10 protein-coding genes are annotated in these 16,462 nt (G+C 62.8%); 6 read left to right on the top strand and 4 right to left on the bottom strand.

The features are described 5' to 3' along the window. The first annotated feature begins 7 nt into the window (after positions 1 to 7). Together ABFX19_RS11685 and ABFX19_RS11680 are read left to right on the top strand one after the other, a co-directional pair. Positions 8 to 1,798 (top strand): serine/threonine protein kinase, encoded by a 1,791-nt coding sequence (locus tag ABFX19_RS11685; RefSeq protein WP_346028363.1) that lies wholly within the window; start codon positions 8 to 10, stop codon positions 1,796 to 1,798. A 32-nt stretch (positions 1,799 to 1,830) separates the two neighbouring features. Continuing rightward, positions 1,831 to 5,241, top strand: coding sequence for a S41 family peptidase (locus ABFX19_RS11680; protein ID WP_346028362.1), 3,411 nt, complete (start codon positions 1,831 to 1,833; stop codon positions 5,239 to 5,241). 76 nt (positions 5,242 to 5,317) lie between these two features. On the opposite strand, the gene ABFX19_RS11675 is transcribed toward ABFX19_RS11680, so the two are convergent. The 4 genes from ABFX19_RS11675 to ABFX19_RS11660 form a co-directional block, all read right to left on the bottom strand. Further along, a complete protein-coding gene (locus tag ABFX19_RS11675) occupies positions 5,318 to 5,749 on the bottom strand; it encodes an OsmC family protein (protein ID WP_056547199.1) in 432 nt (143 codons plus the stop codon). A gap of 154 nt (positions 5,750 to 5,903) precedes the next feature. Next, a complete protein-coding gene (sucB, locus tag ABFX19_RS11670; protein WP_346028361.1) occupies positions 5,904 to 7,679 on the bottom strand; it encodes a 2-oxoglutarate dehydrogenase, E2 component, dihydrolipoamide succinyltransferase in 1,776 nt (591 codons plus the stop codon). Positions 7,680 to 7,807: 128 nt separating this feature from the next. Continuing rightward, a complete protein-coding gene (gene lpdA / locus ABFX19_RS11665) occupies positions 7,808 to 9,190 on the bottom strand; it encodes a dihydrolipoyl dehydrogenase (protein WP_346028360.1) in 1,383 nt (460 codons plus the stop codon). Between the two features lie 172 nt (positions 9,191 to 9,362). Continuing rightward, positions 9,363 to 10,913 carry a leucyl aminopeptidase gene (locus ABFX19_RS11660; protein ID WP_346028359.1) on the bottom strand — a complete coding sequence of 517 codons (1,551 nt, stop codon included), beginning with the start codon at positions 10,911 to 10,913 and terminating at the stop codon, positions 9,363 to 9,365. Between the two features lie 288 nt (positions 10,914 to 11,201). Between ABFX19_RS11660 and ABFX19_RS11655 the strand changes: the two genes are divergently transcribed. The 4 genes from ABFX19_RS11655 to ABFX19_RS11640 all read left to right on the top strand — a co-directional run. Continuing rightward, positions 11,202 to 12,260: a proteasome assembly chaperone family protein gene (locus ABFX19_RS11655; RefSeq protein ID WP_277357797.1), complete on the top strand. Its 1,059-nt coding sequence runs from the start codon at positions 11,202 to 11,204 to the stop codon at positions 12,258 to 12,260. Next, positions 12,250 to 13,593, top strand: a complete 1,344-nt coding sequence (locus ABFX19_RS11650; protein WP_277357856.1) for an MFS transporter — start codon at positions 12,250 to 12,252, stop codon at positions 13,591 to 13,593. The genes ABFX19_RS11655 and ABFX19_RS11650 overlap by 11 nt, the downstream gene beginning before the upstream one ends. 96 nt (positions 13,594 to 13,689) lie before the next feature. Further along, a complete protein-coding gene (locus ABFX19_RS11645; protein ID WP_346028358.1) occupies positions 13,690 to 14,943 on the top strand; it encodes a DUF4192 domain-containing protein in 1,254 nt (417 codons plus the stop codon). 355 nt (positions 14,944 to 15,298) lie between these two features. Next, on the top strand, positions 15,299 to 16,462 hold a 1,164-nt coding region (locus ABFX19_RS11640), incomplete at its 3' end, for an RNA polymerase sigma factor (RefSeq protein WP_346028357.1).

Genomic DNA, 16,462 nt, shown 5'->3' with positions numbered 1-16,462 from the left:
TGTCACCATGGACAACTTTCGACGCCAGACGGCCGCAGCACGGGAAGCGACTTCTACCGATCGTCCAGAGGCACAGCAGCCTCCCAGGCTCGGTGGGTATCGCACAGGAAGGCTACTGGGCGTCGGCAGTAGCGCTCATGTCTGGCTGGTCGAGGATCAACGCACGGGTATTTTCAGCGCTCTCAAAGTGTTCCCCACGACTACACCTCTTTCACGAGCAGAGCTTGAAGGCAGGGATGGGTCCCTAACTCCACTTGATCGGGAGCTCGCTGTTCTGGGCGCGCTGAAGCACCCTCATCTCCTGGGAATCCGCGACGTCGTCAGTACAGACCGTGGTCCGGGACTCCTGATGGACTATGCCGGCGGAGGATCACTCCTCAATCTGGTGACGGCCCGCGGTCGGTTGAGCGTCGGTGAATGCATCACTGTCCTTGGGCCGATAGCACAGGCACTGGCATACCTGCACTCCTCCGCCATTCAGCATGGCGATGTATCGCCGGGCAACGTGCTGTTCACGGCCGATGGAAAGCCGCTACTTGCTGATCTCGGCGTCGGACGCATGCTGGGGGAAGCGGCAGATCATGCTCGCGGCACGGCGGGCTTCGCCGAGGCGGGCCTGCTGCCAAGCCTCTCCGCCGGTTTTGCTTCCGACGTGTTCTCAGCTGCCGCAGTCGGGTGGTACTCACTGACCGGCAACCCACCCGACCGGGCCAGGGATCGGGCGCCGCTGAGCCTGCTCGTGCCTGGCGTGCCGGGCGAATTGCTCCATATCCTTGAAGCCGCACTGCACGACGACCACGGCGAACGCCCGAGCGCCAATGAGTTGGCGGATGCCGTGCTGCGAGCGGCGCCAGCACAGCCGCTGGACCTCGTCGCAGCCGTGCACCCTTCTGTGTTGCCCCAACTGCTCACCAGGCGCGCCACTGCCGATTCCACGAAGGGGACCCGGCGCCGGCTGCCCGAAGCCCTCGCGCGGATATACGCGACGAAGATCCCGACGACGCTCCGGAAACCGACAAAGTCCGCACACCCATCAACCCGCGCGGAGCGGTCGCGCCGCGCGGACGGTTCTCGCGGGAAGCTGAACCGACAACCTTCCAGGGCCCGGCGCCGGAGCGCGCGTAACTCGGAAGGAACGGGGATGGGTTCTGTCATCCGGGGCGCCGCCGCACTGCTGGTGCTGTGTGGAGTTCTGCTGCTCGGTCCGCAGCTTCTGGACACCTTGGGCAGCAGTGTTCCTCATTCAGAACGTGGGTCTGCTGAATTCAAGGACACGCTGGATGCGCCCGCGGGTGTTCCGGCAAAGCCTGCAGCGGGAGGCGCTCCGGCGGACTCCAGAAGCGGGAATGCTCCAGCGAAGGACACGGCACTCACTGACGAGATGACGCAGCGTCTGGCGGACGAAAACCCGGTAACAGCTCTGTCCGCCCTCGTTGCCGTGAGAGCTATGTTCCTCGCAACAGGGGAAGCGGGCCTCCTGCCGGTTGTGAACGTCAAGGATTCGGACGCTATGGCCGCCGACCGGCAGATCATGGCCGGGTTGCAGGAACGTGGCCACGTCTTCAATGGGTTGAGTATCCGTCTGGAGAAGGCCGCGCCGGCGGAGTCATTCCCCGTTCCGGAGGGCGCCACAGCGGTCACCGCGACGGCCGTCATGTCCGGCTACACCGAAATGGACGCTTCAGGTGCTGCCGTGCGCGAGGTCGCGGAATCGACGCTGCAGGACCTCGTTTTCGTCCTGGTTAGAGAGGAAGGAGTATGGAGAATCGCCAGTGTCCACAATAGCGACGCCGTCTGAGCGGGCGGTACGGGAGTGGTTATGATCGGATGATGGCTTCCTCTCACTACCTACGCTATCCGCATCTGTCCGGAGATCTCCTCACTTTCGCAGCGGAGAACGATGTCTGGGTTGTCCCGGTCTCGGGCGGGCGCGCGTGGAGAATATCGTCGCTCCAACAGCCGGTACGGAACCCGCGATTCTCCCCCGATGGCTCCACCATCGCTTGGACAGTGGTACAGGGCGCCGCACCGGAGGTAGTTGCTGCTGATGCAAACGGGGGGAACTTCCGTCGGCTTACCTACTGGGGGCATCAGAGCACCAGAGTGAAGGGCTTCACTGCAGACGGTCAGGTCATCGCGACGAGCGCTTTCCGGCACGAGGATCCCCGGCATACCTGGGCGTACACGCTTCCCGTGGATGGTTCCCCGGGTAACGTCGTGCCTTATGGACCGCTTGACGCCATTGTTCATGGGGAAGCTGTCGGGGACGAGCGCCCCGTTGTCATCAGCAGCGTCATGACTCGTGAACAGGCCTGGTGGAAGCGGTATCGGGGAGGTACCGCGGGCAAGCTCTGGATTGATCCGGATGGTTCCGGTGATTTTCGGCGCTTCCTGCCTGAACTCAACGGCAACCTGGCCGATCCGATGTGGGTCGGTGGCCGTCTTGCCTTCCTTTCGGACCACGAGGGGTACGGGAACCTCTACTCTGTGACGGCAAGTGGTCAGGATCTGAGGCGCCACACAGATAATGAGGCCTTTTATGTCCGTCATGCGAGCACGGACGGGAGCCGCGTAGTGTACGAATCCGCAGGGAAACTTTGGCTGCTCGAAGCCCTTGATGCGGAAGCGCGGCCACTCGATATCCAGCTTGGCTCAGCCTCCACCGGCAGGCGCCCACAGCCGCTCAACGTAGCGCGGCATCTCGCGGCCGCTGTTCCCGTCAAAGACGGCCGCGCCAGCGTAGTTGAATCTCACGGGACCCTGCATCTTCTGAGCCACCGGGATGGGCCCTCCCGCGTTGTGGATGCAACTGCGGGTGTGCGGGCACGGCTCGGTCGTCCGGTTGGCGAAGACCGGGTTGCCTACATTGCCGACCATGAGGGTGAGGAAGCGCTGTACATCCGCAGCGCGTTCAACGTCGATGTCCCTGTCACCACCGGTTCAACCCGCCCGGAAACTTTGGCAGCGGATGATGGTTTGCCCGCGCCGGTGCCGGCAGCGAAGCCGCACAGCACGAGCGAAGATCAGGAGTCGGGCGAAGCTGAGCCTGTTGAGCGTGGGGCGCCGGACGCCGCCGTCTTTGCCCAGGACCAGGCGGGCAGCACAGTTGTTTCCTGCATCCGGTTTGGAGACCGTTTCAGGGCAAGCAACCTCGCAGTGAGTCCCGACGCGAAAATCATCGCGGTTGCAGGTGAAATGGGCGAGATACTGATTCACGAGATTGGTGCTGAAGGATTCTTCACCCTGTCCACCACCGCCCACGGCGCAATCGACGACGTGACGTTTTCACCCGACTCAGCCTGGCTTGCCTGGGCGGAGCCCGTCACGGGTGAAGGGGCGCGCACGCGCGTCCGGCTGAGCCGCGTACTTCAGAATACCGAGATCCTGAACGTCACCGATGGCCGCTTTCGGGACCATGCTCCGTCATTCACCCCGGACTGCAAATTCATTGCCTTTCTGTCCGACCGTAGTTTCGACCCGGTGTATGACACTCATCGTTTCGATCTCAGCTTCCCGGCCTCGACGAAACCGTTCCTGGTGGCTCTCGCGGCTGACACAGCGTCACCGTTCGGACCTGCTGTGTACGATCCGCCGGCGCCGGCCGAGGAAAAAAAATCTCCCTCGCTGGTTGTCGAGGTTGATGCGGACCGCCTTGCCGAACGCATCATTCCCGTGCCGGTGACGCAGGGATCCTATGAGGGTATGCGGGCAGTGGAGAACGCGCTGCTCTGGACGGCAGCTGACACGATGGGGATCACCGGCGACGGCCGCGCCACCACGGATGCCAAAGAGCCGGCGAGGCGGCTCGAGCGCTTCGATATGGCCAAGCGTGAGACCTCCACACTCGTTCAGGAGGTGGACTCCTTCGAAGTCAGCGGCGACGGCAATCGTGCGGTAATAGTCCACGCGGGAGCCGTTACAGCGGTGCCCACCTCCGGTCCTGCGGAACCGGACTCTGCTGAGCGGGTAACGGTGGATCTCAACCGGATCCGTGTACTGCTTGATCCTCCCAGCGTTTGGCGGCAGGCGTTTGAGGATGCGTGGCGTCTGCAACGCGACTTTTTCTGGGCCGAAGACATGGGCGGCCTGGATTGGGAGGGCGTGCGCGAGCGTTACCGACCGCTGCTGGACAGTATCGGCTCGCATGATGATCTGGTCGACATCCTGTGGGAGCTGCACGGCGAACTCGGGACGTCCCACGCCTACGTCACTCCGGCCCTACCCAGCGAGGCGGGCGCGGGCGCCCAGGGTTTCCTCGGAGCCGAGCTCAGTCGAGCCGAGCGTGGTTGGAGGGTAGACCGTATCTTCGTCGGCGAGTCCTCCGACCCGCAGGCAGCTGCGCCGTTGGCAGCGCCAGGAGTGGCTGTGGAGCCTGGAGACATCATTCAGGCGGTGGACGGCGTGCCCGTGCCTCCGGAATTTGGTCCGGCCGTACTCCTCACAGGGGCAGGGGGGCGGCCCGTCGAACTCACCGTGGCACGGTACAACGATGACGGCGGCCAACCCGCCGTTCGCCGGGTCGCGGTTGTACCGTTGCGCAGTGAGGAACGGCTCCGCTACCAGAACTGGGTCAGCGCGAACCGTACGATCGTCCACGAAGCTTCGGATAGCCGGTTCGGCTACCTGCACGTTCCGGACATGGTGGCCAGGGGATGGGCGCAACTGCATAGGGACCTCGACCGCGAGACTGCCCGCGACGGTCTCATCATCGACGTGCGCCGCAATCGGGGCGGTCACACTTCACAGCTGGTAGCCGAACTCATCGGCCGTAAAGTGACGGCCTGGTCACTCCCGCGAGGTGAGCAGCCGGGTACCTATCCGGCACATGCACCGAGGGGTCCGGTCGTTGTCCTCACTGATGAGTTCGCAGGTTCCGACGGCGACATCATCACCCAGGTGGCGAAGCTTCGGGGGATCGGGCCGGTCATCGGCACCCGGACGTGGGGCGGTGTCGTCGGCATCGACGGTCGGTTCAGCCTCGCCGACGGAACCGGAGTCACACAGCCGCGCTACGCGTTCTGGATGACCGGAGGCATTGAGTGGGGCGTGGAAAACTACGGCGTGGACCCCGACATTGAGGTGCAGTTTCCGCCGCACGCGTACGCCGCACAGGAAGATCCTCAGCTAGAGCACGCCGTCGGAATTCTGCGCGAGATGCTTGAAGAACTGCCCACGGACGTACCGCCGGCACGCAGGAACCATCCGCAGCTTGCACCGCTGCCCCTGCCGCCGCGCAGCTGATCTGTCGCTGGTAGCACTGTGCCCCGGTCACCGTAGTTGGTGACGGGGGCACAGTGCTACCGGATGAAAGCAGGTATCAGGACTCCAGAGTTGCATCCAGCGAGATGTCCTTGACGCCGGCGAGTGCCTGGGAGACAGGGCACCCCGTCTTCGCTTCGTTGGCAAGGCGCTGGAAATCCTCCTCGTTCAGATCCGGCACCGATGCCTTCAGGGTGAGCCGGATGGCGGTGATGCCAACGCCTGGCTGGAAATCCACCTCGGCCTTGGTCTCGACGCGGTCCGGAGTCTTTCCTTCTCCGCCAAGAGCATGGCTGAAGGCCATGGAGAAGCATGCCGAGTGTGCTGCGGCGATGAGTTCTTCGGGGCTGGTCTTTCCTTCAGCCTCCTCTGCCCGCGCCTTCCATGTGACGTCGTAGGTCCCAAGTCCGGAGGTGTCCAGAGAAACCTGTCCTGATCCGCTGGGCAGGTCTCCACTCCAGACGGTATGTGCTGAGCGTACTGTAGCCATCAGTTCTCCTCTTCAATGATTGAATCACGTGCACCGGACGGGCGCCCGGGTGTCTTGCGCATCAGGTGATGCGGAAGCGTTCTGCTGGTGCATCCTCAAAGGCAGAAGGCAGCGCACCCGGTAGTCGGAGCGCTGCCTTCTGCATCTGTGTGAACTACAGGCCGAGGTCGGCCTCGAAAGCGCCTTCCTCCAGGCGGGACTTCAAAGCCTGAAGGAACCTGCCTGCGTCCGCGCCATCCACCAGCCGGTGATCGTACGTGAGGGACAGGTACATCATGGAGCGGATCGCGATGGTGTCATCGCCATCTGCATCGGTGACCACTACGGGACGCTTCACGATTGCCCCGGTTCCCAGAATGCCGACCTGGGGCTGGTTGATGATCGGAGTGTCGAACAGGGCGCCGACCGAGCCGATGTTGGTGATCGTGAAGGTACCGCCCGAGAGTTCGTCCGGTCCGATCTTGCCGCTGCGCGTACGCGCACCGACATCGGCGATCTTCTTGGCAAGGCCCGCCAAATTAAGGTTGCCGGCATCGTTGATTACCGGAACCAGCAGGCCCTTTTCGGTGTCCACCGCGATAGCGAGGTGCTCGGCGTCGTGGTAGGTGACTTCCTTGGCTTCCTCGTCGAAGGACGCGTTCAGTTTGGCGTGCTGCTTCAAGGCCTCTGTCACTGCCTTGGCAATGAACGGCAGGAAGGTCAGCTTCGCGCTGTTCTGCGCCTGGAAAGTTTCTTTCGCCTTCGCACGGAGACGCGCAACGCGGGTCATATCAACTTCGATGACCTGCGTAAGCTGCGCTGAAACCTCCAGCGACTCCCGCATGCGTCGCGCAATCGTCTGGCGGATGCGCGGGGCCTTCTCCACGGTCCCGCGCAGCTTCGAAGCTGCAGGCGCGGCCGCGGGTGCGGGTGCAGGAGCGGAAGGAGTAGCACTCGGAGCGTCCTGCTGTGAAGCCTTCGAGGATTCGGCTGCCTCAAGCACGTCCTGCTTCCGGATGCGTCCACCCACGCCGGTACCCTTGATGGAGCTCAGGTCCACGCCATGCTGGTTGGCGAGTTTGCGGACCAGGGGAGTGACGTATACGGAATCTGAGCCTGTTGCTTCGTCGCTCGGTGACTTTGCGGGAGCCGGCGCTTCCTTTGCCTCAGTGGGCTCAGTGCTCCCGGACGGTTCCGGCTGTGGTTCGGGCTCCGGCCGGGCTGCCTCCGGTTCTGCAGTAGGCTCTTCGCGCTCAGCCGACGGCGCCGCAGCGACGGGTTCGGCGCTCTTCGGCTCCGCCTGTGCAGGAGCGGCGCCGGCAGATCCAATGACAGCCAGTACGGAGCCAACTTCTGCGGTCTCATCTTCGTTGACCCGGATCTCCTGCAGGGTGCCGGCGACGGGGGAAGGGATTTCCGTATCTACCTTGTCGGTGGACACCTCGAGAAGCGGCTCGTCCACCTCCACGTCATCGCCGACTGCTTTGAGCCAACGCGTTACTGTACCCTCCGTCACACTTTCCCCGAGGGCGGGCAGAGTGACTTCGGTTCCCTGACCGCCGCCCGCGGCTTCCGTGGACTCCTGCGTGGGAGGGGTTTCTGCTTCTTCTTCGCTCTGTTCGACAGGCTGGTCCCCACCATCATTTTCAGCTGCATCGCCCGAAGATGACTCCACACCTGAATCCCCACTGTCGGAACTGTCCGAGCCGCCTGAGCCGTCTCCGATCCTTACCAGCGGAGCGCCAACCTCGGCGGTCTCGTCTTCGGCGACGAGGATCTCCTCGATAACTCCGGCGATGGGGGAGGGGATCTCTGTATCGACCTTGTCCGTTGATACCTCGAGCAACGGCTCATCGACTTCGACGCGGTCGCCGACCTGCTTGAGCCAACGGGTGACGGTACCCTCGGTAACGCTTTCGCCGAGGGCCGGTAAGTTCACGGATTCAGACATGGTGTCCGGTTCTCCTTGTTCGTTCTACCTTCGACCGCCGGTACCGGGAACAGCCGGTCGGTTTGAGGTTGCCAGTGATGCTTTATGTGGAGTGTGGTGCAGCGGTGCAGCAGAGGGGCCGGAGCCGGTCAGCCGTGGAGCGGTTTGCCGGCGAGAGCAAGATGCGCTTCGCCCAGCGACTCGTTCTGCGTGGGGTGCGCGTGGACCAGTTGGGCCACATCTTCGGGGTAGGCTTCCCAATTCACGATGAGTTGGGCCTCGCCGATCTGCTCACCCATGCGGGTACCGATCATGTGGACGCCCACCACCGGGCCGTCCTTCTCACGCACCAGTTTGACGATTCCGCCAGTGCCCAGAATGGAGCTCTTTCCATTACCTGCGAGGTTGTACTCCTGGGTCTCGACCTTGTCATCACCGAGCTTCTCGCGGGCAGCCTTCTCGGTGAGCCCGACAGAGGCGATCTCGGGTTCCGAGTAGGTCACCTTGGGGATGTTGACGTCCTCGACGACGACCGGCTTGAGTCCGGCGATTTCCTCGGCCACAAAGATGCCCTGCTGGTACCCGCGGTGTGCAAGCTGAAGTCCGGGAACGATGTCGCCGACAGCGTAGATGTTCCCAACGCCGGTATGCAGGCGTTCGTTGGTGATGACGAATCCACGATCGAGCGTGATCCCGGCTTCGTCGTACCCGAGGCCGTCCGTAACGGGCCCACGGCCGACTGCGACCAGCATCAGGTCCGCCTCAAAGGTCTTGCCGTCGACGAGAGTCACCTTGACGCCGTCGTCGTTCTGCTCGACCTTGTCAAAGAAGGTGCCGGTGTTGAATTTGATGCCGCGCTTCTTGAAGGCACGTTCGAAGTTCTTGACGATGGAGGCATCCTCATTGGGAACCAGGGAGGGCAGTCCTTCGATGATCGTGACGTCTACGCCGAACGACTTCCACACGGAGGCGAACTCGCATCCGATCACGCCGCCGCCAAGAACGATTGCGCTGGAGGGAATCGTTTCCATGGTGAGGGCGTGATCAGAGGTGATGACCTTGCCGCCGATGTCGAGTCCGGGGAGGGACCGCGAATATGAGCCGGTCGCGAGAACGATGTTCTTGCCGGTGTACGTGGTGCCGTTGACCTCAACCGTGTTCTCACCGGTCAGCTTGCCTGCACCCTCGATCACGGTGATGCCCTTGGCTTTGATGAGTCCCTGGAGGCCCTTGAACTTGCCGGCGACGATGCCGTCCTTGTAGGCGTTCACGGCGTTCAGGTCGATCGACTCGAACGTTGCCTTGACGCCGTACTTCTCCGCGGAGCGTGCACTGTCCGCGACCTCGGCTGAGTGCAGCAGCGCCTTGGTGGGAATACACCCGTTGTGAAGGCAGGTTCCTCCGAGCTTTCCCTTTTCGATGAGCCCGACAGAGAAGCCGAGCTGAACGGCGCGAAGAGCGGCGGCGTAGCCCCCGCTGCCTCCGCCCAATACCAGGATGTCGAACTCTTGCGCAGTTGCCGTATCGGCCACGTGGACGCTCCCTCGCGTAATCGGTGACGCACTTAGGTTCGCGCGTCGATTGAGTCTGGCGGAATGCTTGGTGTGATCTGGGTTCACCCTATCGCCAGATCACACCATCAGCCACTTGATGAAGGCTGTTGCACACCCCTGTGTGTCGAGTGTCACCTCGTGACGGACGTGTTCAGGCTGAGTGCTTCTCGGCGCGCTCAATGACGTCTTCCACGTAGGCGAGGAGAGTGCGGACACCTACGCCGGTGGCACCTTTGGGGGTGTAACCGTACGCGCCACCCTCGTTGAAGGCTGGGCCGGCAATATCCAGGTGTGCCCACGGAATCTTCTTCCCGTCCATTTCTCCGACGAATTCACGGAGGAATACTGCAGCCGTCATCATGCCGCCGAACTTCTCTCCGATGTTCGCGATGTCGGCAACCGTGGAATCGAGGCTTGGACGCAGTTCCTCGGGCAGCGGCATGGGCCAGAACTGTTCGCCCACGCGATCTGCAGCTGCTTTCACGGCGTCCCTTACCCCGTCGTCGCCCATGACACCGGACACGCGCTTGCCAAGCGCAACCATCTGTGCACCGGTGAGCGTCGCGATGTCGATAATCGCGTCTGGATATTCCTGGCTCGCCGCAGCCAGGGCGTCGGCCATGACCAGCCGGCCCTCGGCATCGGTATTAAGAACTTCCACAGTGCGCCCGCCGAAAGTGGTCAGTACATCCGAGGGCCGCTGCGCTGTCCCGGAGGGCATATTCTCCGCGAGACAGAGCCAACCGCTGACGCTGACCGGAAGACCCAGCCGCGCAATCGCCGCAACGGCAGCAAGCACGACGGCGGCGCCTGCCATGTCCAGCTTCATCGTCTGCATCCCGGCGCCCGGCTTGAGGGACAAACCGCCGGAGTCGAAGGTAATGCCCTTGCCGACCAGTGCGAGGTTGATTTTTGACTTGGCGGGGGAGTACTCGAGCTTCACGAGCCTTGGCGGACGGGAAGATCCCTTCCCCACCCCAAGAATCCCGCCGTACCCGTCCTTCTCCAGTCTCTTTTCATCCAACACGGTTACTTTCACCGGTAGTCCCTTGACATGTTCCCGGGCGAATTGCGCGAACGATTCCGGGTAGAGGTGGCTCGGCGGCTGGTTGACAAGCGTGCGAGTCACATTGACTCCGCGTCCAAGTGTCTGTGCACGCTCAAGTGCCGCCTTCAGCGTCCGGTCCTGCGCGGCGGGAGTGAGTAACACGACTCGCGAGAGAACGGCGGCGGAGGGCCGCGGCGCCTTGCCGCCAACTGCCGAATAGTGCTCCGTGTAGGTGTAGCTTCCCAAGAGAATGCCCTCGGCCACCGCGGCGGCCTGTGCAACCGTGGCGGCGGGGAGGGCAACAGCCAGGCTCTCAACTCCGCCCAGCTGACGCGCAGCGGCTCCTGCTGCCCGGCGTAGCGTCTCCTCTGACAGCGGGGTCCCGGCGACGGTGCGTCCCGTACCGGAAAGAACGAGTACGTCTGCGCCGGTTTCAGGTAGTCCGGGGAATCGACGCACTTCGTCAGCGGCTCCGGTTACTCCCAGCGAGGGGAGACTGTCGGTGAGGGCGCGGGCAGATTTAGCCGAGAGCGGGTTTTCCAGAAGCACGGGACCATCCGGGCTTTGGCCGGTGCCGATCACCAGGACCTCGCACGCGGATTTCTTGATGTCCCGGGAGACTGCGGTCAGGTGAATATCGCTGGTGTTGCTCACGAAGGTTCTTCCTCGCTTCCGATGGCTGGGCAGTGCTGCAGCGGGCGTGCGGGTCTGGTGACGCCCATGCTTTCCTATCGATCGTAGTCGCAGCCTGTGACATGCGTCCTACGGACAGGCAGCGGGAATGAGAGGAGCGACCTGGGGTGTTACACACACCGGGCACGCGATGGTGCATCAACTAGGGTTGACGCAACGGCGCAGCGCTGGAGTGAACACTGAAAAAGCCGCCGGGATGACGCGCGCTGCACTGCCCGCAGTGTCTTGATACGAATTGAGGAGGATGAAATGTTGGAGCCGCAAAGCCTGTACAACGTCAGCAGCTCGATTCGTCATGATCCTTCCCTTCGGGGGCTACCCCTTATTGCAGGTTTCACCGGGTTCGTCGATGCGGGGCAGGTGGTTGCGCAGGTGCGCGATGAGCTGCTCGGAACGCTCGACCACGAAGTCCTGGCCGTGTTCGACGTTGACCAGCTCATCGATTACCGGAGCCGTCGGCCCCGAATCACGTTCGAACAGGATCATCTGCGGGATTACCAGCCGCCTGCCCTTGAGCTCCGGGTTCTCCAGGACGGTCTGGGCGAAAAATTCCTCTTCCTGAGCGGAATGGAACCGGACTTGCAGTGGGAAAGGTTCTGCTCCGCCGTCGCACAACTCGTTTCCCTGTTCGAAGTGCCGTTGGTTTCCTGGGTCCACTCGCTCCCGATGCCCGTTCCACACACGCGTCCGCTCGGTGTAACCGTTCACGGAAACCGGGGAGACCTGATCGAAGGGATGGGTTCCACCTGGCGGCCCACCGCGGAACTGCAGGCCTCCATCGGACACCTGCTGGAGTTGCGTCTCTCACAGTCCGGGCACGACGTCGTCGGATACGTGGTGCACGTTCCCCACTATTTGGCGGAAGCGGAGTATCCGCCTGCCGCAGTGACGGCGCTGGAGTACCTCGGCGCATCCATCGGCCGTGTTCTGCCCACTGACCGGCTGCGGGAAGCAGGCCGTGACGTGGAGCGGCAGATAGCGCGTCAGGTGGACAACTCGGCCGAGGTGCAGGGCGTCGTGTCATCGCTGGAGAAACGCTACGACGAGCACTCCGACGGCGCGCGTCGGTCACTGCTTGTGAAACAGAATATGGAGCTGGCCGACGCCGAGGAGCTGGGTTCGGCCGTGGAGGCCTTTCTCGCAGGTCCGCATGCGGCCGACGAGCTCGCCGCGACGCTGGACGAGGACGCCCCGCAAAGTGACGCAGCAGGCGGAGAAAGCGGCACGTCCGGCAGCACAGGGTCTGGACGCAGTGGCGACGGCGCGGCGGGTGACACCGAAGACGGAGGCAAACAGACTGGGCGCTGATCCGGCTGCCGGAACGGACCGGCGCGCCTGGCTGGTATGGGGCGCCGGGGTACTGGCCTACCTCATAGCAGTTACGCAGCGCACCTCCTTCGGTGTTGCAGGAGTCGAGGCGACCGAGCGGTTCGACGCAACAGCGTCTGCTTTGGCTGTCTTCACGGTCGCGCAGCTAGTGGTCTACGCCGGACTGCAGATTCCGGTGGGCGTCCTGGTCGACAGATTCGGCCCGCGCATCATGATCGTCAGCGGCGCGGTTCTGATGGCGCTTGGCCAGACTCAGCTTGCATTCGCCGAGTCCATCACGGCAGGAATAGTGGGCCGGCTGCTGGTTGGCGGCGGTGACGCAATGACTTTCGTCGCGGTTCTCAGGTTGCTGCCGGCATGGTTTGAGACCCGGAAAATTCCCGTGCTGACCCAGCTCACGGGCATCCTCGGGCAGCTCGGCCAGATTCTCAGCGTCATCCCATTCCTGGCCGTCCTGCATTTGGCCGGCTGGAGTACTGCGTTCCTGTCAGCGGCCAGCCTGGGAGTTCTCTCGGCCGTTCTCGGTCTTGCCCTGATCCGGGATCATCCGGAAGGAAATGGCCAGCGAAGCCGCGCATCGCTGCGCCAGACTGGTGTCTCCCTCACCGAGGCGTGGAAGCAGCCCGGGACCCGCCTCGGCCTCTGGTGCCACTTCACTACGCAGTTCTCAGGCACGGTTTTCGTTCTGATGTGGGGCTACCCCTATCTGGTGAGTGCTGAGAAACTCGCCGCAGGGACGGCTTCGGTGCTGATGACCCTCTTTGTTGTAGTGGGCATGATCTGTGGGCCACTCCTGGGAGTGTATGTAGCCCGGCACCCGCTGCGCCGCTCGACCATGGTTCTGGCAATTACCGCGGCGACTGCGCTCGCGTGGTTGGTGGTGCTGACCTATCCGGGAAAGGCACCCGTCTGGCTGCTCGTGCTGTTGGTCGTGACGCTTGCCGTCGGCGGACCGGGGTCGATGATTGGTTTCGACTTCGCCCGCACGTTCAATCCTGCCTCGCGGCTCGGTACCGCGACCGGCATTGTCAACATTGGCGGATTCACGGCAGCGCTTCTCACCATGTTCGCCGTAGGCCTGATTCTGGACCTGCTCCTGGCGAGCGGATTCTCCAACGGTGACCTGTATGCACTCGAATCATTCAGGATCGCTTTTGCTGTGCAGTTTGTGGTTCTCGGAATTGGAACCGTCGCAGTCCTGGTGCTCCGGCGCCGCGTGCGCGCCCAGCTGGCTCGTCAATCGATCATCGTGCCGCCACTGAGGCAGGCAATTGCGAGGGAAATACGACGACGGCGCGAAGTGCAGAGGTAGCGACCCTCCCTCCACATGCAGCCGAATCTCGAGGTTTACCCACATAGCGCCTTTTGAAAGGCCACAGGCGGGTGCATGAGCGTCACAGTCGTATTCATGACAGCAAACGCACCTAACCCCGAAGCCCCCATCAAGGTCAGCACGCCGGCCGACATCCTCAGTTACGTTCCCCATATCCTTGGCTTTCAACCGCGGGAGAGCCTCGTTTTCCTCACCATGTCGGGCAAACGCATGGGCGCCACACTGCGTCTCGACCTTCCGCCGGCGGACTCTGATCCACTGGACTATGCATCCACGGTGCGGGACTACCTCGAATCGGACTCTTCTGCCGACGGAGTGTTGATGGCGGTGTACACCGACGCCGAGTGGGCCGAGCCGGGCTCCCCGCCCTACGCTCCGTTGATCCACTGCCTCGACCTGGTGCTCGACGCCGCAGGACTGCCGCTGTTGGACGGATGGCTCGTCAGCTCAAGTCATTGGCGGGACTACTTCTGCGAGGATGCGTCCTGCTGTCCCTGGCCGGGCCACCCGCTTGCCAGGATCACCGAAAGCGTCCTCAACGCGGAGCTGGTCTATCAGGGGAGTACCTATGCCGCTTCCCTGGCAGCCGCGGTCGGAACACCCGACCCCGGGCACAGCGAAGAAATCAATCAACTGGCGGCCTCCTACGTGGAACAGTGGTGTGGAAGGTGGGACAAGACAAGCCTTGGCCGTGATTCCCTCATCCTCTGGGACGCGTTTCTTTCACGCACGGCAGATCCGCAGGAACCGGCAGTTTCGCCGCAGGTTGTTGCTTTCCTTTTGGCCGGTCTGACTAGCGCGCCCGTGCGGGACAGCCTCATAGTGCTGGCAGCCGCGGGTCCGGACGCTGCGCAGGAAGCCGCAGTCGCAGCCGGCGTGCTGCCGGCGGATCCGGAGGAGGAGGAACTTCCGTACGCCTGCGACGCCCTGATGACGGGCCTGCAGGCTCTGCGACCGACGGGAGGTCTTCCGCGACCCGCAGACCAGGAGGACAACGAGGATCCCTCAACACTCTTTCGGGATGTCTTCCTTGCCACGCTCAGCGTGCCGGACTGGGATCGCCTTGATGCAGCGCACACCCGCTTTCTCGGGTTGACCGCAGTGGCGAGCGGGGAGCCGCGGGCGGCTCTTCTCAGTATTCTGGGTTGGCTCGAATGGGCACGTGGCAGGGGGTCGCGTGCTCATCACTATCTGCAGGAGGCTTTGGACGAAGCTCCGGGATACACCCTCGCTGAACTTTTGATGACGCTGGTCGGAACCGGTTCCCTTGCACCGTGGGCTCGCCGGCGCGAGACCGCCTGGACCTCCGAATCCCGCAGCGTGGCCTGAACCGTACACGGACTCGTTGAGGAAAGAAGAGCGGGATTCACCGGAAGCACCGGCTGTCGGTTCGGAATTTACGTGAGGTTCGCAAAGCGTGCGACAATGGAAACGAGACCCGGTTGGGTTCGTGTTTCAGATCGACGCGTTTCAGGCACTTCGGATGTTGGTATTCACACCACCACACGTCCGCAAGGGGAATAGCGCACTCGGCAGAGCTGTTGTACGTACGAACAGTTCCCGTTGATAGGTCTGATTTCAAACACGGACTTGACAGGGTCATAGTGGTGTTGCCCTCCTTGGCGGCGCCGCAAACCGCCGTATGAAAGGTTCTTGAGTGTCGGCCAAGAAGACAACAGCACCGGTGTTAACAGAACCCGGTACAACTGCAACCAAGCGCAAGACCGCCGCTGCTAAGCCGGCATCGAAGACCGCTACCGCTCGTGGCGCCAAGCCCGCGGCAGCCGAAGGCAGCGTAGACACGAAGGCCCCGGAGGGCAGCCCCGCAAACGTTCCTGCAGAGCAGGAGACCGCGCCGGGTGCCGCAGAAGTCGAAGGTGCAGACACTGAGGCTGCAGAGCCGGAGGCGGCTGAAGCTTCGACTGGGAGCGGGTTTGTCTACTCGGATGCTGACGACGACGATGCACCGGCACAGCAGGTCGTTTCCGCAGGCGCTACTGCGGACCCGGTCAAGGACTACCTGAAGCAGATCGGCAAGGTCGCCCTTCTCAACGCCGAACAGGAAGTAGATCTCGCTCTGCGCATTGAGGCGGGCCTGTTCGCCGAGGAGAAGCTGGCGGCGAATGAGAACATCGATCCCAAGCTGCGTCGGGAACTTGAGTGGGTCATCCATGACGGGAAGCGCGCCAAGAACCATCTTCTCGAGGCAAACCTCCGTCTCGTGGTGTCGCTGGCCAAGCGCTACACCGGCCGCGGAATGCTCTTCCTGGACTTGATTCAGGAAGGCAACCTGGGTCTGATCCGTGCTGTAGAGAAGTTCGACTACACCAAGGGTTTCAAGTTCTCCACCTACGCAACGTGGTGGATCCGCCAGGCCATCACCCGTGCCATGGCAGACCAGGCCCGCACCATCCGTATTCCGGTACATATGGTCGAAGTCATCAACAAACTGGCCCGCGTCCAGCGGCAGATGCTGCAGGACCTCGGCCGGGAACCCACACCGGAAGAACTGGCACTTGAACTCGATATGACGCCTGAAAAGGTCGTCGAAGTTCAAAAGTATGGCCGCGAGCCCATCTCCCTGCACACTCCGCTCGGCGAAGACGGTGATTCCGAGTTCGGCGACCTGATCGAGGACTCGGAAGCAGTCGTCCCCGCGGATGCGGTGAGTTTCACACTTCTGCAGGAGCAGCTTCACTCCGTCCTGGATACGTTGTCGGAGCGGGAAGCAGGTGTGGTCGCCATGCGGTTCGGTCTTACTGACGGCCAGCCGAAGACCCTCGATGAAATTGGCAAGGTGTACGGCGTCACCCGTGAGCGCATCCGCCAGATAGAGTCCAAGACCATG

The sequence above is a fragment of the Arthrobacter parietis genome (assembly GCF_039530425.1).
Classification (GTDB): domain Bacteria; phylum Actinomycetota; class Actinomycetes; order Actinomycetales; family Micrococcaceae; genus Arthrobacter_D; species Arthrobacter_D parietis.
Note: the sequence above shows the minus strand (reverse complement) of the source record. Positions and strands in the feature narration are given on the sequence as shown.

Coding starts and splice junctions, on each gene's coding strand:
- sucB (WP_346028361.1), bottom strand. CDS start 7,679: ATGTCTGAATCCGTGAACTTACCGGCCCTCGGCGAAAGCGTTACCGAG.
- ABFX19_RS11680 (WP_346028362.1), top strand. CDS start 1,831: ATGGCTTCCTCTCACTACCTACGCTATCCGCATCTGTCCGGAGATCTC.
- ABFX19_RS11655 (WP_277357797.1), top strand. CDS start 11,202: ATGTTGGAGCCGCAAAGCCTGTACAACGTCAGCAGCTCGATTCGTCAT.
- ABFX19_RS11675 (WP_056547199.1), bottom strand. CDS start 5,749: ATGGCTACAGTACGCTCAGCACATACCGTCTGGAGTGGAGACCTGCCC.
- ABFX19_RS11645 (WP_346028358.1), top strand. CDS start 13,690: ATGACAGCAAACGCACCTAACCCCGAAGCCCCCATCAAGGTCAGCACG.
- ABFX19_RS11685 (WP_346028363.1), top strand. CDS start 8: ATGGACAACTTTCGACGCCAGACGGCCGCAGCACGGGAAGCGACTTCT.